General features: G+C 61.0%; 25 protein-coding genes, 1 tRNA gene and 1 pseudogene. 14 read left to right on the top strand and 13 right to left on the bottom strand.

All coding sequences use genetic code 11. From position 1 onward, the window contains the following. Nucleotides 1–208: 208 nt before the first annotated feature. Both ACX80D_RS02250 and ACX80D_RS02255 read right to left on the bottom strand, forming a co-directional pair. Nucleotides 209–880 (bottom strand): TetR/AcrR family transcriptional regulator, encoded by a 672-nt coding sequence (locus ACX80D_RS02250; RefSeq protein ID WP_459320942.1) that lies wholly within the window; start codon nucleotides 878–880, stop codon nucleotides 209–211. Continuing rightward, complete coding sequence (locus ACX80D_RS02255) at nucleotides 877–1,755, bottom strand: enoyl-CoA hydratase-related protein (RefSeq protein ID WP_459320943.1); 879 nt, start codon at nucleotides 1,753–1,755, stop codon at nucleotides 877–879. Before ACX80D_RS02255 ends, ACX80D_RS02250 begins: the two co-directional genes overlap by 4 nt. 265 nt (nucleotides 1,756–2,020) lie before the next feature. Between ACX80D_RS02255 and ACX80D_RS02260 the strand changes: the two genes are divergently transcribed. From ACX80D_RS02260 to ACX80D_RS02280, 5 genes are all read left to right on the top strand, one after another. Continuing rightward, nucleotides 2,021–3,244, top strand: a complete 1,224-nt coding sequence (locus tag ACX80D_RS02260; protein ID WP_459320944.1) for an acetyl-CoA C-acetyltransferase — start codon at nucleotides 2,021–2,023, stop codon at nucleotides 3,242–3,244. Between the two features lie 4 nt (nucleotides 3,245–3,248). Continuing rightward, nucleotides 3,249–5,429, top strand: coding sequence for a 3-hydroxyacyl-CoA dehydrogenase NAD-binding domain-containing protein (locus tag ACX80D_RS02265; protein WP_459320946.1), 2,181 nt, complete (start codon nucleotides 3,249–3,251; stop codon nucleotides 5,427–5,429). Continuing rightward, entirely contained in the window at nucleotides 5,430–6,341 is a 912-nt protein-coding gene (locus ACX80D_RS02270; protein WP_459320947.1) for a crotonase/enoyl-CoA hydratase family protein, read from the top strand. 130 nt (nucleotides 6,342–6,471) lie between these two features. Further along, a complete protein-coding gene (locus ACX80D_RS02275; protein WP_459320949.1) occupies nucleotides 6,472–7,557 on the top strand; it encodes a CaiB/BaiF CoA transferase family protein in 1,086 nt (361 codons plus the stop codon). After that, the gene (locus tag ACX80D_RS02280; protein WP_459320950.1) at nucleotides 7,554–8,600 is read left to right on the top strand and encodes an MBL fold metallo-hydrolase; all 1,047 of its coding nucleotides are present in this window, start codon (nucleotides 7,554–7,556) and stop codon (nucleotides 8,598–8,600) included. The genes ACX80D_RS02275 and ACX80D_RS02280 overlap by 4 nt, the downstream gene beginning before the upstream one ends. Before the next feature lie 186 nt (nucleotides 8,601–8,786). On the opposite strand, the gene ACX80D_RS02285 is transcribed toward ACX80D_RS02280, so the two are convergent. Continuing rightward, on the bottom strand, nucleotides 8,787–9,323 hold the full coding sequence (locus ACX80D_RS02285; RefSeq protein WP_459320951.1) for a MarR family winged helix-turn-helix transcriptional regulator: 537 nt from the start codon (nucleotides 9,321–9,323) through the stop codon (nucleotides 8,787–8,789). A 161-nt stretch (nucleotides 9,324–9,484) separates the two neighbouring features. On the opposite strand from ACX80D_RS02285, the gene ACX80D_RS02290 reads away from it, so the two are divergent. From ACX80D_RS02290 to ACX80D_RS02325, 8 genes are all read left to right on the top strand, one after another. Next, complete coding sequence (locus tag ACX80D_RS02290; protein ID WP_459320952.1) at nucleotides 9,485–10,252, top strand: electron transfer flavoprotein subunit beta/FixA family protein; 768 nt, start codon at nucleotides 9,485–9,487, stop codon at nucleotides 10,250–10,252. Between the two features lie 11 nt (nucleotides 10,253–10,263). After that, nucleotides 10,264–11,265 carry an electron transfer flavoprotein subunit alpha/FixB family protein gene (locus ACX80D_RS02295; protein WP_459320953.1) on the top strand — a complete coding sequence of 334 codons (1,002 nt, stop codon included), beginning with the start codon at nucleotides 10,264–10,266 and terminating at the stop codon, nucleotides 11,263–11,265. Between the two features lie 213 nt (nucleotides 11,266–11,478). Next, nucleotides 11,479–12,432, top strand: a complete 954-nt coding sequence (locus ACX80D_RS02300) for a cytochrome b/b6 domain-containing protein (protein ID WP_459320955.1) — start codon at nucleotides 11,479–11,481, stop codon at nucleotides 12,430–12,432. Nucleotides 12,433–12,547: 115 nt separating this feature from the next. Continuing rightward, nucleotides 12,548–13,684: an acyl-CoA dehydrogenase family protein gene (locus tag ACX80D_RS02305; RefSeq protein WP_459320957.1), complete on the top strand. Its 1,137-nt coding sequence runs from the start codon at nucleotides 12,548–12,550 to the stop codon at nucleotides 13,682–13,684. A gap of 18 nt (nucleotides 13,685–13,702) precedes the next feature. Then, a complete protein-coding gene (locus tag ACX80D_RS02310) occupies nucleotides 13,703–14,809 on the top strand; it encodes an enoyl-CoA hydratase/isomerase family protein (RefSeq protein ID WP_459320958.1) in 1,107 nt (368 codons plus the stop codon). A 2-nt stretch (nucleotides 14,810–14,811) separates the two neighbouring features. Beyond that, nucleotides 14,812–15,774: a 3-hydroxyisobutyrate dehydrogenase gene (mmsB, locus tag ACX80D_RS02315; protein WP_459320959.1), complete on the top strand. Its 963-nt coding sequence runs from the start codon at nucleotides 14,812–14,814 to the stop codon at nucleotides 15,772–15,774. A 40-nt stretch (nucleotides 15,775–15,814) separates the two neighbouring features. Next, nucleotides 15,815–16,591 (top strand): enoyl-CoA hydratase, encoded by a 777-nt coding sequence (locus ACX80D_RS02320; RefSeq protein WP_459320960.1) that lies wholly within the window; start codon nucleotides 15,815–15,817, stop codon nucleotides 16,589–16,591. 149 nt (nucleotides 16,592–16,740) lie between these two features. Then, nucleotides 16,741–16,817, top strand: a tRNA-Met gene (locus ACX80D_RS02325). Between the two features lie 153 nt (nucleotides 16,818–16,970). On the opposite strand, the gene ACX80D_RS02330 is transcribed toward ACX80D_RS02325, so the two are convergent. The 8 genes and pseudogenes from ACX80D_RS02330 to ACX80D_RS02365 form a co-directional block, all read right to left on the bottom strand. Next, nucleotides 16,971–17,576 (bottom strand): TOBE domain-containing protein, encoded by a 606-nt coding sequence (locus ACX80D_RS02330; RefSeq protein ID WP_459321138.1) that lies wholly within the window; start codon nucleotides 17,574–17,576, stop codon nucleotides 16,971–16,973. Then, nucleotides 17,561–18,068, bottom strand: a pseudogene (locus tag ACX80D_RS02335) (sulfate/molybdate ABC transporter ATP-binding protein); the annotation flags it as partial. The pseudogene ACX80D_RS02335 and the gene ACX80D_RS02330, both read right to left, overlap by 16 nt. Further along, nucleotides 18,065–18,877, bottom strand: coding sequence for an ABC transporter permease (locus ACX80D_RS02340; protein ID WP_459321140.1), 813 nt, complete (start codon nucleotides 18,875–18,877; stop codon nucleotides 18,065–18,067). The gene ACX80D_RS02340 and the pseudogene ACX80D_RS02335, both read right to left, overlap by 4 nt. A gap of 76 nt (nucleotides 18,878–18,953) precedes the next feature. Next, nucleotides 18,954–19,760: a molybdate ABC transporter substrate-binding protein gene (modA, locus tag ACX80D_RS02345; RefSeq protein WP_459320961.1), complete on the bottom strand. Its 807-nt coding sequence runs from the start codon at nucleotides 19,758–19,760 to the stop codon at nucleotides 18,954–18,956. Beyond that, the gene (locus tag ACX80D_RS02350; RefSeq protein WP_459320962.1) at nucleotides 19,757–20,167 is read right to left on the bottom strand and encodes a TOBE domain-containing protein; all 411 of its coding nucleotides are present in this window, start codon (nucleotides 20,165–20,167) and stop codon (nucleotides 19,757–19,759) included. Before ACX80D_RS02350 ends, modA begins: the two co-directional genes overlap by 4 nt. Before the next feature lie 73 nt (nucleotides 20,168–20,240). Further along, nucleotides 20,241–21,269 (bottom strand): NAD-dependent epimerase/dehydratase family protein, encoded by a 1,029-nt coding sequence (locus tag ACX80D_RS02355; protein ID WP_459321141.1) that lies wholly within the window; start codon nucleotides 21,267–21,269, stop codon nucleotides 20,241–20,243. A 53-nt stretch (nucleotides 21,270–21,322) separates the two neighbouring features. Next, nucleotides 21,323–22,294, bottom strand: a complete 972-nt coding sequence (locus tag ACX80D_RS02360; protein WP_459320964.1) for an aldo/keto reductase — start codon at nucleotides 22,292–22,294, stop codon at nucleotides 21,323–21,325. 2 nt (nucleotides 22,295–22,296) lie between these two features. After that, the gene (locus tag ACX80D_RS02365; protein WP_459320966.1) at nucleotides 22,297–23,172 is read right to left on the bottom strand and encodes a helix-turn-helix transcriptional regulator; all 876 of its coding nucleotides are present in this window, start codon (nucleotides 23,170–23,172) and stop codon (nucleotides 22,297–22,299) included. Between the two features lie 172 nt (nucleotides 23,173–23,344). On the opposite strand from ACX80D_RS02365, the gene ACX80D_RS02370 reads away from it, so the two are divergent. After that, nucleotides 23,345–24,187: an aldo/keto reductase gene (locus ACX80D_RS02370; RefSeq protein WP_459321142.1), complete on the top strand. Its 843-nt coding sequence runs from the start codon at nucleotides 23,345–23,347 to the stop codon at nucleotides 24,185–24,187. 12 nt (nucleotides 24,188–24,199) lie between these two features. Here the strand turns inward: ACX80D_RS02370 and ACX80D_RS02375 are convergent, their stop codons facing one another. Continuing rightward, the gene (locus ACX80D_RS02375; RefSeq protein WP_459320967.1) at nucleotides 24,200–24,328 is read right to left on the bottom strand and encodes a hypothetical protein; all 129 of its coding nucleotides are present in this window, start codon (nucleotides 24,326–24,328) and stop codon (nucleotides 24,200–24,202) included. A gap of 35 nt (nucleotides 24,329–24,363) precedes the next feature. Beyond that, nucleotides 24,364–25,140 carry a PspA/IM30 family protein gene (locus ACX80D_RS02380; RefSeq protein WP_459320968.1) on the bottom strand — a complete coding sequence of 259 codons (777 nt, stop codon included), beginning with the start codon at nucleotides 25,138–25,140 and terminating at the stop codon, nucleotides 24,364–24,366. Between the last annotated feature and the right edge of the window lie 222 nt (nucleotides 25,141–25,362).

Below are 25,362 nucleotides of genomic sequence, written 5' to 3' on the forward strand. Positions count from 1 at the left end.
TCTACGCTGTCGACCCGCCCGCAGAGTTGATGCTGGATCACTGCGGACCACTGGGGATCACTGCGGACCACTCAATCTGCTGGCCAAGACGCATTGCGCGGTGGTTCCGAACGGAAGCGCTGTGCCGCATCGCGCTAGCGTCGCGCGAAAACCAGCCATTGCTGCGCTAGCGTCTGAAGGAGGTGAAGGAGGTGAAGGTGAGGCGTTCTTAGATGGCTGGGATGACTTCTTCGACGATGACCTTCAAGGAACTGGCCAGCAGCGTATGGACTTGCCGCCGGGTCAAGGTCTTGCGCAGCAGCCATTCGCGTCCGCCGCTGCGAGCCAACTGCGCATAGATCCGGAAAATAGCGCGGATCTGCTCCCTGTCTTGCGTGCGTCCAGCGAATCCACAGGCTTGGATGAGCAGCTCGATGGAGTCGTTCTCCGCTGCGATCAAGATCTGCTCTAAGTCAGGATCCCGGCCCATGCTGCCGCCACCAAAAGAGAGCCACGACGCCCCGGATTGCTCCAGGGAATCCAGGAACCAAGCCACCGCCACATCAATCCGTTTCTCAGCAGGGCCCTCCGGAAGCTCCGAGACGACTACCTCGGATACCGTGGAGCTAACCTTGATGACTTCCAGGTACAGCCCGCGTTTGTTGCCAAAATAATGATTGATCAGCCCGCGCGCCACCCCCGCCGCAGCCGCAATATCGGTTGCCGAAACATCCTCGTACGCTCGCTCATTGAAAAGTTGTTGCGCGCAAAGGAAAATCTGCTGACGCCGTTCATCCGGGTTGAGCCGTTGTCTGCGCGGCTCCTCTGAACGTTCGACGCCGGCCACCTCCTGCGCTGCGGAAGCGGCGGTGGGGTGCGGGGCTGGGCTTGAGCTGCTCATGGTGTGGAGTCTGTCTCTACGAGGGGACTCTCGAGCCAAGGGAGCCACTGCGGCAGACCTTCCGGCACGGACAAGGGGAAGTGCGGCTGACGTTTCTCCAGAAAAGACTGCACGCCCTCCACGGCATCGAGGTGTCCGGGGAGTTCGGCGATCAGCCGGGAATCAATGCTGTGCACGGGTAGTGGTGAGTCCAACCCGGAGAGCCGATTGAGCATTTGCCGGATCACAGCCGTGGAGACGGCGGAGGTGTTGGCAATGAGGTCCCGGGCCAAGGCATAGGCAGCGTCAAGCACGTCGTCCGGTTCATGCAGGGAGGTGACGAGTCCGGCGTCGAGCGCTTCTTGGGCGCCAAAAAGTCTGCCCGTCAGCATCCAGTCAGTGGCGCGGGAAACGCCCACCAGACGCGGCAAGTACCAGACCGAGGCGCCTTCCGGGAAGATGCCGCGGCGGCTGAACGGGAAGGAAAAACGGGAATCAGTGGACGCAAGCCGGAAGTCGCAGGACAAGGTGATGGTCAGGCCGCCGCCCACACTGACGCCCCGCAGGGCCGCGATGACAGGCTTGTTCATGCCGAAAATAGTTTTGGAGCAGCGCCCGGCCGGTTCTTGCCAGTCGGCTCCTGCATCGGTGGGTGACACGTCAAAGGCGCCAGCGCTCAGGTCCGCGCCAACGGAAAAGTCCTTGCCCACACTGGTGAAGATGGCAACGTGCACGGCGGGGTCAGCGTCGGCCGCTAGAAAGGCGTGTTCGAGTTCGTGCGCCATTCTCAGGGTGTAACCGTTGCGGGATTCCCTGCGGTTGAGGGAAATCGTGGCGATGCGCTCGGCAATGACGTAGGTGATGGCCGTGTAGGGAAGGGTGATTTCAGCTGTCATGACCATCGCTTTCATGAACGGAAAGTTAAGACTCGCGCCACCTATTGACACGGTGTCAATAGTCCTGCACGATTGGCGGTAAGTCAACAACCATCTCCATCCCTATCAGGTCTGCCCGTTGCAGGATTGAAAACGCTCCCGCTCTCAACGGGCTTGAATCCATTACGCTCCTACACTCACCCCATCAGCGCGCACCATCAAAACTGTTCTGCCAACCGTCCGCCCGCAACGCTGCGGGTGCGATGACCATGGAAGGGAAGCTCACGTGAGCGAACAAGCTGTACCTGAAGCATTTGTCTACGACGCCATTCGGACCCCGCGAGGACGCGGCAAAAAAGGCTCCCTGCATGGAACCAAACCGATCGATCTTGTGGTGGGACTGATCAATGCCCTCCGCGAACGGAACCCCGGCATCGATGAAGACCTCATAGACGATCTGATTCTGGGCGTGGTTTCGCCCGTAGGCGATCAAGGCGCCGTCATTGCCCGCACCGCGGTCCTTGCCGCGGGACTGCCAGACACCGTGGGCGGTGTGCAGATCAACCGCTTCTGCGCCTCCGGACTGGAAGCCGTCAACATGGCCGCCCAAAAAGTCCGCTCAGGCTGGGACCAGCTCATCATCGCCGGAGGCGTGGAGTCCATGTCCCGCGTGCCCATTGGCTCCGACGGCGGCGCCTGGGCCATGGACCCGGCCACCAATTACGATTCCTATTTTGTACCGCAGGGTGTGGGAGCCGACCTCATTGCCACCATGGAAGGCTTCAGCCGTGTGGACGTCGATGCCTACGCCGTGCGCTCGCAGAAGCTGGCAGCGCAGGCCTGGCAAGAGGGCCGCTTTGCCAAGTCAGTGATCCCAGTCAAGGACCAAAACGGTCTGGTGATCTTGGACCACGATGAGCATATGCGCCCCGAATCCACGCCAGAGAGCCAGGCCGGTCTGCGGCCTGCTTTCGCTGCCATGGGTGAGGCTGGCGGCTTTGACGCCGTGGCACTCCAGAAGTTCCATGCCGTGGAGAAGATTGATCATGTCCACACCGCCGCGAACTCCTCAGGAATTGTCGACGGCGCTGCCCTGGTTTTGGTGGGTAGTGCTGCGGTGGGTGAGCAGCTGGGACTGAAGCCGCGCGCCCGGATCGTAGCCACGGCCACCTCGGGGGCCGACCCCACCATCATGCTCACCGGCCCCACACCAGCTACCGAGAAATTGCTGAAAACCGCCGGGCTGACCGTGGCGGACATTGACTTGTTTGAAATCAACGAGGCCTTCGCTTCCGTCGTCCTGAAATACCAAAAGGACTTGGGAATTCCGCAGGAGAAGCTCAACGTCAACGGTGGCGCCATTGCCATGGGCCACCCATTGGGAGCCACCGGAGCCATGATTCTGGGCACGGTGCTGGATGAGTTGGAACGCACCGACAAGCGCAGGGCCGTGGTGACCTTGTGTATTGGTGGCGGCATGGGCGTGGCAACGTTGATTGAAAGGGTCTAAAGCGATGAGCGAGGAAACCATGAACTACACCAACACCATCCGCTGGGAACAAGACTCCGATGGTGTTGTCATCTTGACGTTGGATGACCCCAACCAGTCGGCCAACACCATGAACAGTGACTACATAGCCTCCATGCAGGCCACCCTAGAGCGTCTCGTGGCAGAGAAGGAGACCATCACCGGCGTCGTGCTTGCCTCGGCCAAGAAGACCTTCTTTGCTGGAGGGGACTTGAAGGATCTCATCACGTCCACGCCGGAGGATGCGCAAAAGGTTTTTGAGCTGGGGCAGAAGATCAAGGGACAGCTGCGCATCTTGGAAACGCTCGGCAAACCAGTGGTCTCCGCCATCAACGGCGCAGCGCTGGGCGGAGGGTTGGAAATTGCCCTCGCCACTCATCACCGCATTGCCGCAGATACACGCGGCTCAGTCATTGGGCTGCCGGAAGTGACGCTGGGCCTGCTCCCCGGCGGTGGCGGCGTGGTCCGCACAGTGCGCCTGATGGGTATTGCCGACGCCACCATGAAGGTGCTGTTGCAGGGCCAAAAGTACAAGCCCCGCAAGGCTCTCGAGGTGGGACTGGTCCACGAGGTAGTTGACACGGTTGCGGAACTGCTCCCAGCGGCGAAGGCGTGGATCGCAGCCAACCCGGACGCCATCCAGCCGTGGGACGCGCCCAAGTACCGCATTCCTGGTGGCACACCCACCACGCCCGCCTTCGCCGCGAACCTGCCAGCCTTCCCGGCGAATCTGCGCAAACAGCTCAAGGGCGCCAACTACCCGGCGCCACGGGCCATCTTGGCCGCGGCGGTGGAGAGCACCCAAGTGGATGTGGACACAGCGTTTGAGATCGAGTCGCGCTACTTTGTTGAGGTGGTGACCGCGCCGGTCTCCTCCAACATGATCAAAGCGTTCTTCTTCGACATGAGCCACATCAGCTCAGGAGGCAGCCGCCCGCAAGGGTTCGACAAGTACACCGCGAAGAAGGTGGCAGTTCTCGGCGCCGGCATGATGGGCGCGGGCATCGCCTATATATGTGCCCGCGGTGGCATGGACGTAGTGCTCAAGGATGTCTCCTTGGAAGCGGCGGAGCGGGGCAAGAGCTACTCCAAGACGCTGACCGAGAAGGCTGTGTCCCGCGGCCAGCAAACCCAGGAAGCTGCGGACGCGCTGCTGGCCAAGATCACACCCACGGCTGACGCCGGTGATCTCGCCGGAGCTGATCTGGTCATTGAGGCCGTATTTGAAAACGTAGCCGTCAAGCAGGCAGCGTTTCAGGAGATCCAGGACCTGCTCGGGGCGGATGCGGTGCTTGGTTCCAACACCTCCACTCTGCCCATCACCACGTTGGCAGAAGGCGTGAAAGCCCAGGAGAACTTCATTGGTCTGCACTTCTTCTCGCCCGTAGATAAGATGCCGCTATTGGAAATCATCGCCGGTAAAAACACCTCCGACGAGACCCTGGCCAAGGCCTTCGACATCGCCCAGCAGATTCGCAAAACCCCCATTGTGGTCAACGATTCCCGGGGTTTCTTCACTTCCCGCGTCATTGGAACGTTCATCAATGAGGCCATGGCGATGCTCGGCGAGGGCATTGCCGCCCCATCCATCGAGCAAGCGGGCCTGCAGGCCGGTTATCCGGCGGCACCGCTACAGCTGGCGGACGAGTTGAACCTTTCGCTGTTATCCAAGATCCAGAAGGAAACCAAGGAAGGTCTGGAGGCCGACGGCGGTGTGCAAAAGTACCAGCACCACGCCGGCTATGACGTGGTGGACCGCATGATCGAGGAGTTCGATCGCAAGGGCAAACTGGCTGGTGCCGGGTTCTACATCTACGCCGACGGGCACCGCACCGGGCTCTGGGAAGGCTTGAAGGAAAACTATGGCGGTACTGCGGACATCCCATTCGAGGACATGAAGGAGCGCATGCTCTTCGCTGAATCTCTCGAGACCGTCAAGTGTCTGGACGAGGGTGTGCTGCGCAGTGTTCAAGACGCCAACATCGGTTCCATCCTGGGGATTGGTTTCCCCGCGTGGACCGGCGGCGTGCTCCAGTACATCAACGGGTACAGCGGCGGTCCGGCAGGTTTCGTAGCCCGCTCCCGTGAACTGGCGGCCAACTATGGCGATCATTTCCTGCCACCGGCATCGCTGGTAGCCAAGGCTGAGAAAGGCGAAACGTACTAAATGAGCACTGTTGCCGCGGCCGGAGCCAACGACGTAACGCGAGAGGCCAACGGAGGCATGACGGGAGGCGCCGCATTCACCCAAGTCTGGACGGCGTTCACTGTGACTCAGGCACCCAGCCCAGGCGTGGCGCTGGTGCATCTGGTGGGGCCCGGCCGTGGCAACATGATGGGGCTGGCCTTTTGGGAAGAGCTGCCCCAGATTTTCGCGGCGCTGGATGCCGATAGTAGCGTCCGGGCAGTGGTGCTCTCCGGGGCCGGAAACCATTTCAGCACAGGCTTGGACGTGCAGGAGGTATTGGGCGAATGGCTGAACAGCTTCAGCGCGGATACCTTGGCACAGGCCGCCCAGCGCGCCGATTTTCTGGCCACGGTAGGACGGCTGCAGGCGGCCATCACTGCTGTGGCAGCGTGCCGCAAGCCCGTCATCGCGGCCATACACGGCTGGTGCATTGGTGGCGGAGTTGACCTGGTCAGTGCCGCCGATGTCAGGCTCGCTTCAGCGGATGCCAAGTTCAGTGTCCGGGAGGCGCGGCTGGCGATCGTGGCCGACGTCGGAAGTCTCCAGCGCCTGCGCGGCATCATCGGTGAAGGTCATTTGCGCGAACTAGCGCTAATCGGTAAGGACATCACGGCGGTCCGCGCGGAGAAGATCGGTCTGGTCAATGACGTTTTTGCCGACCAAGAAGAGCTCATGGCGGCGGCACTGGAGATGGCGGGCGAGATCGCAGCGAACTCCCCGCTGGCCGTAGCCGGAACCAAATCTGTGCTGAATGAGGACCGGGAAGAGCAGGTAGCGCGCGGGCTGCGACATGTGGCGCTATGGAACTCGGCATTCTTGCACAGCGATGATCTGTTGGAGGCCGTGGCAGCAATGGGGGAGCGCCGCCAAGGTGTGTTTACTGGCAAATAGCCTCTAATCATTAGGAATTTCCACTCTAAAATTTAACGTCTATTTTCTCAAGGAGCCTTTGATGTACCTCACCCAAGGATTACACCCTTCACTGCCGGGCTGCATGGACGCGCAGGATCAGGGGTAGCCCATGACTGGTCCGCTGCAGGGTTTGAAGGTGGTGGAACTTTCCGCCATGGGGCCGGCGCCGCACGCTGCCATGATGCTGGCGGATATGGGAGCGACGGTGGTGCGCATCGTTGGGCCCGCACCTCCCGTGGGAGGGTACGACGTCGACACTCACCTGCAGCGTGGCCGCACCACTGTCCGTGCGAACCTGAAGAACCCCGCGGATCTGGCTGGGGTACGTGAGCTGGTGGCCGAAGCTGATGTTTTCTTGGAGGGATTCCGGCCCGGAACCACCGAACGGCTGGGGTTGGGGCCTGCTGAATGCTTGGCTTTGAATCCGCGCTTGGTCTATGGGCGGATGACGGGATGGGGGCAGCACGGGCCCTTGGCTCAGAGGGCCGGGCACGATATCAACTACATCGCGCTGACCGGGGCCCTGCACGCCATGGGCCCAGCGGAAACCCCCCTGCCACCGATGAACCTCGTGGGCGATTTTGGTGGCGGCTCCATGTTTGTGGTGACCGGTATTTTGGCCGCGTTGTGGGAACGCGAGCGCTCGGGGCACGGCCAGGTGGTAGACGCCGCCATGGTGGATGGCGTCAGCGTGCTCTCACAGATCATTTTGGAATTGCGCTCCGTCAAGATGTGGAGTGACACTCGAGCCGTGAATCTACTCGATGGTGCCGCACCGTTTTACCGGACGTACGCCTGCTCCGATGGCGGCCATGTTGCTGTTGGCGCCATTGAGCCGCAGTTCTACGCTTTGCTGATTGGCGGCCTGGGGCTCTCGCTGGCGGAGCTGCCTGACCGCGACGATCCGCACCAGTGGGCAGCCCTCACCGAGCTACTTGCTGGCGCCTTTGCCACCCGGAGCCGGGATGACTGGGCTGACGTGTTCGACGGCGTAGACGCGTGCGTGACGCCTGTGCTCAGCTACGCAGAGGCTGTCGAAAACCCTCATCTGAGCGCTCGAGGCACCCTGTCGGGTTCGGGGCGACACATAGCTGCGGCGCCGGCTCCCCGTTTTTCTCGGACGCCCTCCGCGGTAAGGGAACCCGAGGGTGACACTGATTTTGCCAACATTCTGAGCTCTTGGAGGACATTATGATCACCGTTAGCGCCCCGGCGCAGTTTCAGGCTTGGCAGGCCAAAGTCATACCGCCTGTGGAGGAGATTCGTCCCGGTGTCTGGTCCATTCCCGTCCCCTTCACCGGCAACCCGATGCGTTACACCCTGTGTTATCTGTTGGTGGGAGCTGGGGAGGCTGCGCTTGTTGATCCCGGGTGGGATTCGGATGAGGGCTGGGAAATGCTCACGGCAGGGCTGGCTGTTGCTGGCGTTGCTCCCCAACAAATTACGGTCATTGTTGTCACACACTTTCACCCGGACCACTTAGGTATGGCGGCACGCCTTCGGGAAGCGTCGGGTGCTCCAGTGGCCATGGGGGAGCACGAGCCGCTCCCAGCGCAGTGGCGCGAGAATCCTGCTCGCTTTGTCACCGAAGACAGAGAGCAGTTCCTAGCCTGGGGTGTGCCCGCTGAGTACCTCGACGAGGTCACTTTCCATCCGGACGACTGGGCGCAGATGACTAGGGTTGCCGAGCCACAATTCCGGTTAGCCGATGGCGATCTGCTGCCGGTCGCTGGACTCACGGTGCGGGCGCTGTCCACGCCCGGGCACACCCCCGGCCATATCTGTTTGGTGGATGAGGCGAACCAGCTCATTCTCACCGGAGACCATGTGCTCCCGCGCATCACCCCGCACGTTTCCCTGGAAGCCCAGAGCCAGCTGAACCCGTTGAGCGATTACTTAAAATCTTTAGAAATTATGGGTGCTGGCGCCGATATGGAGGTGTTGCCGGCTCATGAATACCGATTCTTGGGGCTCATGGATCGTGCTGCTGAGTTGACAGAGCACACCCTTGAACGTTCCCGGGAGGTCATCGCTGTATTGGACTCCCGTGCGGCCTCATCAGTCTGGGACATCTCCAAAGAATTGACTTGGTCCCGAGGATTCGAGTCACTGCGCGGTTTCACGTTGCGCCTGGCGCTCGCAGAAACAGCGAGTCATTTGGTGTATCTTGCGACGCAGGGCCAGATGGTGGATGTTAACGTGTCCAGAGGCGCCCCGGCCCGCCCCTCCCGACGCTAGCGCCCCTCCCGACGCTAGCGCAGCAATGGTTGAAAAGTCCGGGACGCTAGCGCAGCAGTGGTGTGATTTTCGCGGACGTTATCTCACCGGGGCCCGGGCCACCGGCCAGTGCAGCGCTAGCGTTCCTGAAAAAGTGACCATTGCTGCCCTAGCGTTGTAAGAGCGTTGCAGACGCGTTGCAGATGTCTAGAGGGGGTCGGGGTATTGCACGGGCTCGGTGAAGTCGCCCGATTCACGCCGGTAACGGGCCATAATCGCCGTCATGGTCCGCAGATCTTCGGCCGGGATACCCGGTCTGGCGAACACGGTGCTGTTCAAGGCATCGGTCGCTACCTCTACCAGCTCCCGACCCGTGTCACTGAGGACCACCAACGTTGCGCGGCCATCGCTTGGGTGAGCTTCGCGTCGCACCAACCCATCACGTTCCAGCCGATCCACCACACTGGTCACGGATGTTGGATGGACCTGCAGGCGGGCGCTGGCACTGGCCATCGGCAGGGCGCCGTCGCGCGTGAAGGACAGCAGACGCAACAATTCGAGCCGAGCGTAAGAAAGGCCCAGCGGTTTCAGCACGGCATCCACCCGGCTGTACATGATCTGGTGGGTCCGCATGACGGAGGAAAAGGCGGCCATAGCGTCGGCGGCATCGGACCATCCGTGGGCGATCCACTGCCGCTTGGCTTCGGCAATGGGATCCATCGGCAGCGGGGAGGCGGGAGCCATGCGAGCTCCTTTCGGGCCGGATAACGAATAGAAGAAATAGCAGAAGTAAGCGTCGCATAGAACGCAAACAACAATTTACTTGGGATACCTAGTAAATACTAGTACTACCTAGTATTGTCCTAACTGAGACCCATAACACGTTGAGCATGAAGGGGCAGTCAATGAAGATCGTCGTACTTATTAAACAGGTGCCGGACACCGCGCAGGAGCGCACGCTCGCGCCGGACACCGGATGGCTGGACCGCGAGGCCGCAGATAACGTGGTCGATGAAATTAACGAACGCGCCCTCGAAGTGGCATTGCGCGTGAAGGATGCGGATAAATCCACCGAAATCGTGGTGCTGGCCATGGGCCCGGATGAGGCCACCAAGGCCATCCGCAAGGCTCTGTCCATGGGCGCGGATTCCGGTATTCACGTGCTCGACGACGGATTGGCTGGCTCCGATGCGGCACGCACCGCCGCGGTTCTCGCCGCTGCCCTCAGGAGCACCAGCGCCGACGTTATTGTGGCAGGCAATGAGTCAACGGATGGCCGCGGCGGCGTGGTTCCGGCCATGATTGCCGAACATCTGGGCTTGCCGCTGGTAGGTGGGCTCTCCGCCGTCGAACTTGGTAGTGGAAGCGTGAGCGGCGAGCGATCAGGGGACAGCGGCTCGCTGCAGGTCACCGCTGCATTGCCGGCCGTGGTGACAGTGACGGAGCGGACCGCAGAGGCCCGATTCCCGAACTTTAAGGGCATTCTGACGGCCAAGCGCAAGCCCGTCACCACGCTCACCCTCAACGATCTTGACGTGGCACCCACTCCGGCGCATGCAGTAGTTGTTTCGCACAATGAGCGTCCCGCCCGCGAGGCTGGGGTAAAGATTGAAGACGACGGCACTGCTGGCACGCAACTAGCCAGCTACCTTTTCGATTACCGCTTGGTCTAGGAAGGCACATCATGGCGAATATTCTTGCTCTCATTGAACTCACCCACGCCGGCGATGTTGCCCCTTCGGCGCGCGGATTGCTGAGCGCGGCCGCCTCGCTCGGCACCCCTATTGCGGTGGTTGCTGCCACTGCCGAGGTCGACGCCGTCACCTCCGCCAGACTCGGACAGCTCGGTGCCGCTGTGGTGTACCAGGGCGTTGGCCCGGGTGCCGGATCGGTGCTGACCGGCCCCGCCGTCGAGGCCCTCGAAGCGGCTGTTGCGGCGTATGCCCCAGCTGCAGTGTTGACGGCCAACTCGGTGGACGGGCGCGAAGTAGCTGCACGGCTCTCCGTGCGGGTGGGCGGCGCGCTGCTAGTTGATGCAGTATCAGTGCGTTTGGATTCAGCGGGTGCGGGTGGCGAGCGGATCGTGGCCGGACACTCGATCTTTGGTGGCGCTTACGACGTGGAATCAACGGTGGAGGGTGGGCTGCCCATCATCACTATCCGTCAGGGTGCCATCGAAGGCAATGCTCCAGAAACCACAGACGCGACCGGCGGTGCCGCGGAACTCGTGACCACCGCGCTGAGCGGCACCGTCCCGAGCGCCCACATCACCGCCGTCAACGAGGCTCCAGAAACCAGCAGCCGCCCGGAACTACGCAGCGCCAAAACCGTTGTCTCCGGCGGGCGAGGTCTAGGGTCCAAGGAAAAATTTGTCCTGGTAGAAGAGTTGGCCGACGCACTCGGAGCAGCCATTGGCGCTTCCCGTGCAGCCGTCGATGCCGGGTACGTGGACCAGCATGCGCAGGTGGGGCAAACAGGTGTCAGCGTTTCCCCGCAGTTGTACGTGGCCCTCGGTATTTCCGGCGCCATCCAGCACCGGGCCGGCATGCAGACCGCCAAAACCATTGTGGCGATCAACAAGGACGGCGATTCACCCATCTTCGATGTGGCTGACTTTGGGATTGTTGGCGATGTATTCACCGTTGTACCGCAGCTCATCGAAGCGTTGGCGGCCCGCGAACGCTAATCGCATTACGGGGTGCCCGGCTACTCCAACAGCGGCGCCGCAAGCGACCCCACCAGCAGCCCCGCCGGGGCACGTGGCGGTCCATGACGGACAATGGATGGAAACGCACCCTAAACTGCTACAAATAAATGCTACAAACAGTAACTGTTGCAAAGCGGTGCCGACACCGCCCGGCTGCTCCCCTGGGAGCACGTGAAAGAGGATTCAAAAAGAATGTCGACCCCCAAGAATAAGCAGGCCGCCGGCATCACCGAGCGCTGGAAAGCGCTAGGCCTGTGGACAAAAATCGGCGTTTCTGCAGCCGGATTGGTCATTTTGTTCGCCATTGCCGTTCTGGCAGCGCGCTGGCTGACCGGCCTTGACGGCGTCAAAGACTTCATGGAAAGCTACCCGGGGCATTCGGAACTGCCCGCCAACGCCCCCGTGGGAATCCCCGCTTGGCTGGGTTGGCAGCACTTCATCAACATGTTCTTGATCCTGCTCATCATCCGCTCCGGCTGGCAGGTACGCACCACCAAGCGCCCAGCCGCGCACTGGATCCGCAACAACAAGGGCGTCATCAAGACCAAGGGCAACCCCACGAAGATCAGCCTGGACCTCTGGTTCCACTTGACCTTGGACGCGCTCTGGGTCCTCAACGGCGCCATCTTCATCGTGGCCCTCTTCGCTACCGGCCAATGGATGCGCATTGTCCCCACCAGCTGGGACGTTTTCCCCAACGCCATCTCGGCCGGCCTGCAGTACCTCTCGCTCAACTGGCCCACAGACAATGGCTGGGTCAACTACAACGGCCTGCAGCTCTTGGCCTACTTCATCACCGTCTTCATCGCCGCACCCCTGGCCATCATCACCGGCCTGCGTATGTCCGGCGCCTGGCCCAAAAACGCCACCACGCTGAACAAGATCTACCCCATTCAGGCAGCCCGCGCCATCCACTTCCCGGTCATGCTGTACTTCGTGCTCTTCATCATTGCGCACGTCACCCTGGTCCTAGCCACCGGCGCCCTGCGCAACCTGAACCACATGTATACCTCCTCCGACGTGGTCAACTGGTGGGGTTTCGGCATCTTCGCCGGCTCGCTGGTGGTCATGGCCGCCGCCTGGTTCCTCGCCCAGCCACTCTTCCTTCGCCCCGTCGCATCCCTGATGGGCAAGGTCACCAAGTAAAAGTACGACGCCGGACACCTCACCTTGGGTGTCCGGCCCCACGACGGCCCCACACCCTAGGGGCCGCCAGCTAACCACCCATACCGCAACGACGCGGTAGAAGGAGGCATCCCTCGTGAATCAGCAGACCGCCGAACAACAGGCCGTGGTGGAGATGGTGCGCGATTTTGCGGCCACCGCCATGGCTCCCCACACGGCCGAATGGGACGAGGAAAAGCACTTCCCCGTCGATGTGTTGGCTGAAGCTGGCTCCCTGGGCATGGGTGGTATTTACGTGGGGGAGGAGTATGGCGGATCCGGTCTGAGCCGGGTGGACGCCCTGTTGATCTTTGAAGAGCTCGCCGCCGTGGACCCCACCATTGCCGCCTATATCTCCATTCACAACATGGTGGCGTGGATGATCGACGCCTTCGGCAATCAAGAGCAGCGCGCCGCCTGGTTACCGGGCATCACGGCCATGACCGAGCTGACCAGCTACTGCCTCTCCGAACCAGGAGTGGGATCAGACGCCGCCGCCATCACCACCCGTGCCGTCCGCGATGGCGATGAGTACGTCATCAACGGAACCAAACAATTCATCTCCGGCGCGGGCTCATCCGCCTGGTATTTGGTGATGGTCCGCACAGCTGACAAAGGCGCCCGCGGAATCACCGCCGTCGTGGTTCCAGCAGATGCCAAGGGCCTCAGCTTCGGCGCCAATGAGAAGAAGATGGGCTGGCGTGCCCAGCCCACCCGTCAAGTGGTTTTCCAGGATGTGCGCATCCCGGTGGGGAACCGGCTCGGTGAAGAAGGCGATGGTTTTGGCATCGCCATGAAGGGCCTCAACGGCGGTCGCGTGAACATTGGCGCGTGTTCGTTGGGTGGTGGACGGGCCGCCTTGGAGCAGTCCATTGCGTACTTGAAGGAACGGCAGGCCTTCGGCGGCCCGCTTATTGAAAAGCAGCACCTCCTCTTTCAGATCGCCCAGATGGACACCGATCTGGAACTGTCGCGGACCATGCTGATGCGCGCCGCACAAGCGCTCGATTCCGGCGCCCCAGACACAGTGAAACTGTGTGCCATGGCCAAACTCGTTGCCACCGACGCCGGATTTGCCGTGGCCAACCAGGCCCTGCAATTGCACGGCGGCTACGGCTACCTCAGCGAATACGGACTGGAAAAACTGGTCCGAGATCTGCGCGTGCATCAAATTCTTGAAGGCAGCAATGAAATCATGCGTTTGATCGTTGGCCGTCTGGCCGTGGAGCGCTGAACCGTGGAGGATAGAAACATGGAGCACAACGACGTTCTCGTGGGACGCACCGGCCACTTGGGACACCTGATCCTGAACCGGCCAGCGGCCATGAACGCCCTCAACCACACCATGGTGCTGGCCATCGCCGCCGCCCTGGATGAGTGGGAAAATGATGATTCAGTCACCACCGTGCTCATCTCCGGCGCCGGAGAACGGGGCCTGTGCGCAGGCGGCGACATCGTCTCCATCTATCACGATGCCCGCAGCGGAGGTTCCGAAAGCGAGACGTTCTGGCGCGATGAATACCATCTCAACGCCCGCATCAGCCGCTATCCCAAACCGATCGTCACGCTCATGGACGGGGTGGTTTTGGGCGGCGGCGTGGGGATTTCCGCGCACGCCTCGCACCGGATTGTGACCGAACGTTCGCGGATCGGCATGCCGGAAACGGGCATCGGGTTCGTTCCGGACGTGGGTGGCACCTGGCTGCTGGCGCACGCTCCCGGTGAGGTGGGCGTCCACGCAGCACTGACCGGGGCCATGTTTAGTGGGGCCGACGCCATTCTCATGGGCCTGGCCAGCCACTATGTCGATTCCGCCGTTTTGCCCACGCTGGTAGCCGAGCTGGCGCAGCGGAACGCAAGCTCCGTCGTCGCACGTTATGGTCAGGTTCCGCCGGAATCCGCCCTGGGGCAGCAGCGCTGGTGGATCGATGAGGCCTATGCCCCGGACGACGCCGGAACCATCCTCGAGCGGTTGACATCCGTGAGTGACCCCGCGGCTTTGGCGGCAGGGGAGACTATTGCGGGGAAGTCGCCCACGGCAGTGAGCGTGACCCTAGCGGCGCTGCGGCGGGCGCGGCTGGCTGGTTCGCTGGAGGAAGCGCTGAATCAGGAATTCCGGGTCTCGCTGCGGGCTTTGCGCTGGCCTGATTTCGCTGAGGGTATCCGGGCGCAGCTGGTGGATAAGGACAGGAACCCTCAATGGCAGCCAGCATCTTTAGCGCAGGTTGACCCGGCGGTGGTAGAAGGCGCCTTTGCGGATTTGGGGGCCTTGGAGCTGGGGCTAACGGCGCCACACAAGAGTGCTCCGGATAGCCCGGTATCTGGAGCTTCGGTGGAAAAAACTGCGAGAGGGATCTGACAATGAGCCAGAACAATATGGGCCAGCAGGATGCTAGCGGCACCAGAGATACAGCAGTTGCCTTCATTGGGCTCGGACACATGGGCGGACCCATGGCGGCGAATCTGGTCTCGGCCGGATACTCGGTGACGGGATTCGATGTGGTGCCAGCTGCGTTGGAAGCGGCGGCTGCGGCAGGAGTAGTGGTGGCCGAATCTTCCGCTGCGGCAGCGCTGGGCGCCGATGTCATCATTACGATGTTGCCGGCCGGAAAGCACGTTTTTGCTGCCTTTGAGGGTGATGGGCCCGGGGGAGGATTGCTGGCTGCTGCTAAGCCGGGTGCCTTGTTCTTGGAGTGCTCCACCATTTCTGTGGAGGATGCCCGCACGGCTCACGAGATGGTAGTTGCCGGGGGTCACCGCGGTTTGGATGCTCCCGTGTCCGGCGGCGTCGTGGGCGCCGAAGCTGGCACCTTGACGTTCATGGTGGGCGGCTCCGAGGAAGACTTTGCCGCGGCAGCTCCTATTTTCGAGGTGATGGGCCGGCGGATCGTGCACTGCGGCGGACCCGGTGCCGGGCAGGCCGCCAAGGTCTGCAACAACATGATTCTGGGTGTGTCCATGATCGCCGTCAGTGAGGCTTTTGTCCTTGGCGAAAAGTTGGGACTGACACATCAGGCACTGTACGACGTGGCAGCCAATGCCTCAGGACAATGCTGGGCGCTGACAACCAACTGCCCGGTTCCTGGGCCCGTGCCCACTAGCCCGGCCAACCGCGACTACGTGCCCGGATTTGCTGGAGCGCTGATGGCCAAGGATCTGGGTCTGGCCGTTGAGGCACTCAATGCCACCGGGGTTGATGCCATACTGGGCCGCTCTGCCGAGGAGATTTACCGTGAGTTCGCCCTCGATGGGGGTGCTGGCACGGACTTCTCCGGCATTATCAACAGCATCAGAGCAGCCTCAGACCTCGCTGAAACTGACTAGATCCATCCACCGACCTTGAACCGATAAGGAACATTTCTTCATGACACAGCCTTCTTTGATCCTGACCGAACAACGCGGCCGGGTAGGCCTTATTACGCTCAACCGCCCTGAAGCGCTCAACGCTCTCAGTGATGCGATGGGCTGGGAGATTCTCGCAGCCGCGCAGACCTTTGATGATGATCCGGAGGTGGGAGCCATTGTTATCACCGGATCCTCACGTGCTTTCGCCGCCGGAGCGGACATCAAAGAAATGGCTGACAAGTCCTCCGTGGACATGTATTTAGCCAATTGGTTCTCGGCATGGGATGAGCTGGCCCGGGTTCGCACACCCATCATCGCCGCTGTGGCAGGTCACGCTTTGGGCGGTGGCTGTGAATTGGCCATGATTGCCGATTTCATCATCGCCGCCGACAACGCAAAATTCGGCCAGCCCGAAATAAAACTCGGCGTCATCCCCGGCATGGGCGGCTCGCAGCGACTCACTCGTGCCATTGGTAAGGCCAAGGCCATGGAAATGGTGCTCACCGGCCGGGTTATGGGCGCTGTGGAAGCCGAGCAGGCTGGACTTGTGGCCCGTGTTGTCCCCGTGGACTCACTGATGGAGGACGCTATGGCCACCGCCGATACCATCGCCTCGATGTCCAAGCCCGTGGCCATGATCGCCAAGGAAGCGGTCAATGCCGCCTTCGAGACCACCCTGGCCGAGGGAGTGCGGCATGAACGGCGCGGCATTTACTCTTGTTTCGCCACGGATGACCAAAAAGAGGGCATGGCAGCCTTCACGCAAAAGCGCCCAGCCAACTTCAAGCACCAATAGAAAGCGCTAGAACGCGCTAGAAGGCGCCTTCACTTCTCTTTTCGGGCGACGCTATCCCACCTCTGGTTGCCTTTTCGACGACGCTATCCCACTCCAAGGGCCCCTCGAGTTGGTGATTGGCCCAAAGTCATGTACTGTTGAGGACGCAACGCGGGGTGGAGCAGTTCGGTAGCTCGCCGGGCTCATAACCCGGAGGTCACAGGTTCAAATCCTGTCCCCGCAACCAGATGAGGAAAACCCTCGGCCACACGGCCGGGGGTTTTTCGTTTCCCGGGTGAAATAGAGGCCCGGATTTGAGACTGCAGCTGATGCGAGGAAAATCGTGGGAAAGTCACATCAGCTGCAGTTTCGAATGAGTGGAAGCGTTGCGGCGCCGGAATTAGGCCGGGTACAGCGCCACTTCGGCGGCTTTGACCACGAAAAATACCTCCGCGCCCGGCTCCAATCCCAGTTCGGCTATGGCCGCGGCGGAGACGTCGGCGGCGAGGTTTCCGGCCCGTACCCGGACATGTCCGCCCTGCGGTTCCAGTTCGGTCACCGTTACCAAGAAGCTGTTGCGCGGGCTTCCCGCCGGAGATGCCAAGAACACTGACACGGACGACGGCGGGAACGCGGCCAAGCCCTCTGACCCACCCTTCGACGGAGGTACTAGGGCACCTCCAACCGGTGAATCAAAACCCGCGTCGCCGGCAGGGCGGCCGGTGACCAAGACGCCGTCGGATGTTAGAAGAGTGGAGCCGGACAACGAACCAGTGAGGATATTGAGTCCAGCCAAGGAAGCCGCGAAGGCGCTACGCGGGTGTGCGAGAACGGCTGAGGTAGGCCCGGATTCCACAATGCGGCCGTGCTCCATGACGATGATTCGGTCCGCGAGCATGAGCGCATCGAGGACGTCGTGGGTGACGATGATGGCGGGCCGGCCGGCCAAAACCCGTTTGAGTAAGCTGCGCAGAAATGGGGTGGTGTTGACATCCAGCGCCGCCATGGGCTCATCGAGCAGGAGCAGCTCAGGATCGGTGGCCAGTGCACGGGCTAGCGCCACACGTTGTGCCTGACCTCCAGAGAGCTGTGCAGGTTTGCGTCCGGCGAGCTCGGAGGCGTCCACTTCACGGAGCCATTCCTTGGCTATTTTTGCGGCGCCAGCTTTGGGTGCTCCTTGACTGCGCGGACCGAAGGCTACATTGTCCAGGACGTTGAGATGCGGAAACAACAGAGGTTCTTGGGCCAACGAACCCACGCCGCGTTCGTGCGGAGGGAGCCAAGAACCACCGGAGGTGGCCGAAGCTAAACGGAACAAGGTGCGCCCGCCTAGGGTAGCGTGTCCGAAATCGGGCTTCACCAGCCCAGACAGTGCCTGCAATACGGAGGATTTTCCCGCGCCGTTAGCTCCCATGAGAGCTACGGTCTCGGTGGGGCCAACGCTCAAGCTCAGCTCAATATTACGGGCAGCGATGGCCATGCTCAGCTCGAGAGTCATGGCTGATCCTGTGATTTTTGTGGGCCGCCATCGCTGAGGCTGCGAACTGCTGCCCGGATGGGTGATCGGGGCGTGCGGTAAGCGAGGATCACTACCACTAGGGCTATGGCGATGAGCAGAAAGGAGAGCGCGATTGCAGCGTCGGGGTCTGTCTCGCGCTGCAGGTAAATTTCCAGCGGCAAGGTGCGGGTGACGCCTTGCAGGCTGCCGGCGAAGGTGAGCGTGGCACCAAATTCGCCCAGGCTGCGGGCAAAGGCCAGGACTGCTCCTGAGACCAATCCTGGCAGCACCAGCGGCAGCGTGATGCGGCGCAGAACTGTTGAGGGCCGCGCGCCAAGGGTAGCGGCCACGGCCTCGTACTTTTGCCCGGCAGTCCGCAACGAACCCTCAAGGCTGAGCACCAAAAAAGGTAGCGCCACAAACGCTTGGGCCATCACCACCGCTGTTGTGGAAAACGCAATGTCGATCCCGAGGGTGTTAGAGGTCCGGCCAATGAGACCGACACGGCCAAAGGTGAAGAGCAAGGCCAAGCCCCCGACCACCGGCGGCACCACTAGTGGCAGCAGGATCAGTGCGCGCAAAACACCCTGACCGCGAAAACGTGCCCTAGCCAGAACTAGAGCCAATGGAACACCAAAAATGATGCACAAAATGGTGCTCGCTGTGGCTGTTCTCAGACTGAGTGTCAGCGCCGCCACGGAAGATTCCGAGCTGATCAATGGGAAGAACTGTGCCCAATCGACTTGGGCAACCATGCCGAAAAGCGGCAGCAGAATAAACAAGGCGCCCACGGCCGCCAGCAGGAACACCCACCGCGGAACGGCCTGAAACTGCCACGGTTCCCCGGCTCTGCGAGGACCAAAGTGAGAAACACGGCGAGGACTATTAAGGGGTGCCAAAGCCGGCGTCCTGGAGGATTTTCTGGCCTTGGGCAGCGGTGACTAGGGCGATGAATGTCTGGGCCAGCTCCTGCTGCTTTGACCCTTGAACAACAGCAATCGGGTAATCGTTGACGGTGGGCGTGGTCAGTTGAAGGGGAATCGATTTGACCTTCTCGCCAGCGGATTCTGCATCGGTGAGATACACCAGCCCGGCATCGGCCGCTCCGGAGGTGACCTTGCCGAGAACGCTGGTGACGTTGAGTTCTTCGCTGACTGGGGCTAGTGTCAGGCCCGCAGTTTTGGCATCGGATAGTGCGGCTGCACCGCACGGAACCTGAGCGGCGCAGATGACCAACTTTGTACCGGTTTTGGTGGCATCGGCAAAGTTGGCAATGTTTGCCGGATTGTTAGGTGGGACCACTAGCGTCAAAACATTGGTGGCAAACTTAACAGGTTCTCCGGAGACCATCTTGGCATCACTGAGCTTGGTCATGTTCGTGGTGTCAGCCGAGGCAAGCACATCTGCGGGTGCGCCTTGGATGATTTGAGTGACCAGTGTGGATGAGCCATCAAAACTCAGTGACACCTGTACTTCCGGATGGGCTGCCTCGAACACGGCGGCCAGATCCGTGAAGGTATTTTTCAGCGATGCGGCGGCGAAAACGGTCAACGTTCCTGAGAAATCAGAGACGGACGAGGGCGATCCTGGTGGCGTGGAAGAGGTGTCACTAATGGGAGAACACGAGGCCAGAGACAGGGTGACTAAAGTGGCCGCCACCACGGCTGCGATCCACTGGAAGGAGAGCCTCATGCGGATTTTCCGCCGTTGGGTACTTCGATGATGACGTTGGTCGATTTGACCACGGCTGTTGCTACGGAGCCGGGCTCAAGCTTCAAGTCCCGCACCGCCTCACTGCTCATGAGGGAGACAACCCGAAAAGGTCCGCACTGCAGTTCCACCTGCGCCATGACCTTATCCATGATCACGTTGGTCACCAGCCCCACGAAGCGATTCCGGGCAGAGCTACCAATTCCCGTGGGATCATCAGGCAGCATCGACTGGGACTTGGCCAAAGCTGCCAGCTCGAGCCCATCGATGACCAGTTTGCCCTGTTGGTCCTTTTGGCCGCCGAGGGTGCCGTTATCGAGCCACCGCCGGACGGTATCGTCACTCACGCCCAGAAAGCGGGCCGCTTCGGAAACGCGAATATGTGTCATAGTCGCAGTCTATATCCGCATTTGCGGAATGAGAACCGTATTTATCCCGCAAACGCTGGATATAAAATGCGCTCTAGAGTGCAGTCAAACGATCCGAGAGCGCCATGTGCTCCGCATTCACCACGCGTGCTTCTGGATGCTCAACATGCCACGCCAGAATCGCATGGGCCGCATCCACAAAGCGGATGGTGGTCCCAAACGCGGGCACCAGGGACTTCACTCGGGAGTTGTCGAAAATGACCGAGTGCGCCTTATCACCCAGCAGCCCGGGTCCCAATTCCGGAGAAATGTCGGCGATTTTTTTGCTCGCCACATGCACCAGCAAGGGATCTGACACACCGGCCGCCGCGGCAACGCTGCGGTACACCGCATCCCACGGCAGCACGTCGTCGGAGGTGATCGTGAAGGCCTCACCCGCCACGGCTAGCCCGAACAGCCCCACAAACCCCACCGCAAAATCGTTAGTGTGCGTCAGTGTCCACAACGAGGTCCCATCGCCGTGCACCACCACCGGCAGCCCGGCCCGCATGCGGTGAACATCGGTCCAGCCAAAAAGCGACGGCAACCGGGTGTGATCATAGGTGGAGGACGGCCGGACAATGGTGACCGGGAATCCATCCTCCCGGTAGGCCGCGGTGAAAATATCCTCACAGGCGATCTTGTCCCGCGAATACTGCCAGTACGGGTTCCGCAGGGGAGTGGACTCCGTGATGGGCAAGCGGGACGGCGGCTTCTGGTATGCCGAGGCAGTGCTGATAAATAAGTATTGCTCTGTGCGGCCACGGAAAAGTTCCACGGCTGCGCGGGCATGCTCGGGCGTAAAGGTCACAAAGTCCGCCACAATATCAAATACCCGAGCGCCCAAAACGGCGGCAACGGCGGAGCTATCGCGGATATCTGCCACGAGAAGTTCGACGCCGGCTGGAACCGCCCGCACGGAACTCACCGAACGGTTCAGGATCGTTACGTTGCAGCCCAGCGCAACAGCCCTAGTTACGGAGGCCGCGCTGATGAGTCCTGTCCCGCCAATGAACAAGACTCGTCGGGGAGGCAGCCGCCACGAACCATCCGCTGAGCCGTGGCTATCGTTACCAGGAACCATTGCTGTAGCAAGCCGGGTGCGCAGAGCCTCGCCGACGCCGTCGTTGAATCCACTCACCAGGCGTAATCCTCTGGTGCAGTCTTCGGGCCGGGGAAGATCTTGTCCAAGGCGGTCAAGGCCTCCGCGTCGAGGGAAACCTCAAGTGCGCGCAGGCCTGCCTCGAGCTGGGCTGCGGTGCGCGGTCCAATGATGGGTGCGGTGACGGCCGGCTGGTGCAGGAGCCATGCCAAAGCAACCTCGCCCGGGGCATGCCCCAAATCCGCAGCGAAGGATTCAAAGGCGGCAATGGCGTCATGGTGCGTGGCCAACGCTTCGGCAGCGCGGCCCTCAAGCCTGCGGACGCCGTCGTTCTGCTTTTGCAGCACACCGCCCAGCAGTCCCCCATGCAAGGGCGACCAGGGGAGTAGCCCCAGACCGTAGTATTCAGCGGCCGGAATGACTTCGCGTTCCACACTGCGTTCCAGCAGGCTGTAGATGGACTGCTCGCTGACCAGACCAGTGACGGGGCGTCGCGCGGCGGCCTCCTGCGCAGCGGCGATGTGCCACCCCGCGAAGTTGGAACTACCGGCGTACAAGATCTTGCCCTGCTGCACGGCCACATCGATGGCCTGCCAGATCTCATCCCACGGGGTATTCCGGTCCACATGGTGGAATTGGTACAGATCGATGTAGTCCGTTTGTAGCCGCTTGAGGCTGGCGTCCAAGGAGCGCCGGATGTTCAGTGCTGACAGCTTCGAGTCATTGGGCCAGTCAGTCATGTTGGCGTAGACCTTGGTGGAAAGTACGGTCCGCTCGCGCCGGCCGCCACCCTTGGCGATCCAGCGGCCAATGATTTCCTCGGTCCAGCCGCGGTGGTCGTTGCCGCCATAGCCGTTGGCCGTATCGAAAAAGTTCAGCCCCGCCTCATGCGCCTGATCCATGATGGCATGCGCGTCAGCCTCGTCAGTATGCGGACCAAAATTCATGGTGCCTAGGCACAGCCGTGAAACGGACAGGCCGCTGCGACCCAATTGGGTGTACTTCATACTCACTTGATTCCTTCTGATTCGGTTGAAAGTGGCGAACCCGTGGAGTCAGATCGACCGGCCCAGGACGAGAGCAATTTGAGGGCGTCGTGCGATGGCGAGCCGTTCTTGGCTGTATAGATGCGCAGGCTTTGATCCGTGTCGTCGGGCAGGATCAAGTGCTCAAAATCTAGCGATAGATCGCCCACGATCCCGTGGTGCAAGGACAATGTGCCGGAGGCTTTGCGGGCCACCGTGTGCCGTGCCCACCACTGCCGGAACTCTTCGCTGTTCACGGCGAGCTCACCGACCAAGGCCGTGGCAGCCGGATCTCCAGGGTGGCGGCCAACGTCGGCACGTAAGGCGGCTACGGCGTCGGACGCTGCCCCATGCCAGTCACGGAACAATACCCGGGCACCCGGATCCAGCATGATCCAGCGCGTGTAGTTTCGTCGTTCGCGCCCCATGGCCGGGAAGTCAGCAAAGAGCAGACGGGCCATGCGGTTGCTGGCCAGGACGTCGGTTCGCCTACCCAGTACGACGGCGGGTACCTCACCCACCGCGTCTAGAAGTTGCCGCATGGAGGCCCGTACACGTTGAATTTCCGGTGGGGTGCTGAGCTGACCACCGCAGTTTTCGAGCAGATCGTACATATGGGAAGATTCTGAATCATTGAGTTGCAGCGCCCGGGCCACCGACGCCAGCACCGAGCGCGAAGGGTGAATATTACGCCCCTGCTCCAGCCGCGTGTAGTAGTCGGTGGAGACACCAGCCAGCTGAGCCACTTCCTCACGGCGCAAGCCCGGGACTCGGCGAGTGGTCTGAACGGTTGCCGGATCCGGTGCCAGACGGGCACGCATGGCTGAGAGGAAACTACCGAATTCTATGCTTTGTCCCATAATTCCATTCTGCCCCGGCACCACCAACGAACCTAGTATGAAGGTAGGACTGCTAATCCTAGGATCGTTTCAAACACCCTAAGGTACTGCAGTGGATCACTTTCGCGCCTAGGCTGAAAGAAACAGCCCTTGATGATGGGCACAATGAAAGGAATCAATTTCCGTGACTGATATGAACCCAGCAGCAGCAGCCGTTCCGGAACTGACGTTGAACAATGGAGTGAAGATCCCGCAGCTCGGCTTCGGTGTTTTTCAGATCCCGCCGGAAGAAACTCGAGTGGCTGTGGGCCAGGCTCTGGCTGCGGGCTACCGCCACATTGATACGGCAGCGGCGTACCGCAACGAATCCGGCGTCGGCGCTGCCATTGCTGAATCGGGACTGGCCCGCGAGGACCTATTCATCACCACCAAGCTACGCAACGGAGAACAGGGCACTACCCGCGCTGCCTTGGAAGCCAGCCGCAAAGCACTGGGTCTGGACTGGATTGATCTGTACCTGATCCATTGGCCCGTGCCCTCGCAGGGCCTGTTCACTCAGGCGTGGAAGGACATGGAAGCGCTCTACGCTGAAGGGCTGATCCGTGCCATTGGCGTCTCCAACTTCCTGCCGCCGCACTTGGATGAGCTATTGGCCAACTCCACAGTGATCCCTGCCGTGAACCAAATTGAACTCCACCCCACCTTGCAGCAGAGCGAGTTGGCGAGCAAGAGCCGCAGCCACGGTATGGCGGTGGAAGCGTACAGCCCACTCGGGCAGGGACAGGATCTGGACAACCAGGTCATCGCCGCGTTGGCTGCCAGCTATGGCGCGACTCCTGCACAGGTGGTACTGGCCTGGCATCTGGGCACCGGCAACATTGTGATCCCCAAAACCGTCACGCCCGAACGCATGAGTGAAAACCTCGCAGCTGCTCAGATACAGCTCAGCGACACGGATCTACAGCGTATTTCTGCGCTGGAAAATGGTAGCCGCATTGGCGCCGACCCGGCCGTGGCAGCGTTCACCCAGATGTAAGACTTTCTGGCTTTAACCGCAAGACAGAACTTCAACCGCAATAAAGAAGGGTGCACCATCGTTGACCGATGGTGCACCCTTCTTGTCGTTCTTGTCGTTCTTGTCCTGGTGGCTCGCTATGACAGCGTCAAACTCAGACACCGCAACCAGACACCGCAACTACTTACCGCGGCTACTTACAGCTTGTCGAAGTCTGCTTCGTCAACACGATCCGAAGCAGCAATGGCTGCCGGTGCCGGTGAACCGCCAGCCTTCAGAGCAGCCAGCCGGGCCTCAATCTCTGTCTGCTCGCCCAAGTCCTCGAGGGAGTTGAACTGGGCGTCCAAGCTCGAGGCAGCGAGCTCATTCTGGCCCCGGACCTTAGCTTCTTCGCGACGGATCTTCTCTTCGAAGCGGCTGACCTCGCTGGTGGGATCCATGATGTCAATGCTCTTGAGTGAATCGTGGACCTGAGTCTGCGCGGCAGCAGTCTTGGAGCGGGCCACGAGCTCATTGCGCTTATTGGCCAGCTCAGTAAGCTTGCCGTTCATCTGCTGCAGCCCGGTCTTGAGCTTGTCAACGACCTCGTTCTGAGCCGCGATGTTCGGCTCTGCAGAGCGAGCCTCGTTTTCCGAAGACATCTGTCGCTGCAGGGCGACCTTGGCCAAGTTGTCGAACTTCTGCGCATCAGCATCATTACCGGCGGCACGGAATTCATCGGCTTTACGGCTCGCGGCGAGGGCCTTGGAACCCCAGTCCTGAGCGTTCTTCACATCCTCGTTGTAATCGTCCTCGAGCATGCGCAGATTACCGATCGTCTGGGCAACAGCGCCTTCGGCCTCCTGAATGTTGGCCTTGTAATCGCGCACCATCTGATCGAGCATCTTCTGCGGATCCTCAGCCTGGTCCAATAGCGCATTGATATTGGCCTTGGCCAACTGTGCGATCCGGCCGAAAATTGACTGCTTTACCATTCTTTTCCCCTTATTTTTCGTCTTCTTGTTACGAACAAAATGTTGAGTTTGCGTGCCCGGAACGCTCCACCTGAGGTGAGCTGTTCCCATTCTTGCCTTAGGGGCCCGTGCGGTGCAATGCCGTGACACACGACGCCGGAACTTGCCCTAGAGTCTTTCCGCAGCCTTGCACCGTGGCCTCCCCGGTGACGAACAGAGGGCGAGGGTAGGCAGCGAGCCAGC

This window comes from Arthrobacter sp. Sr24, from assembly GCF_054511175.1.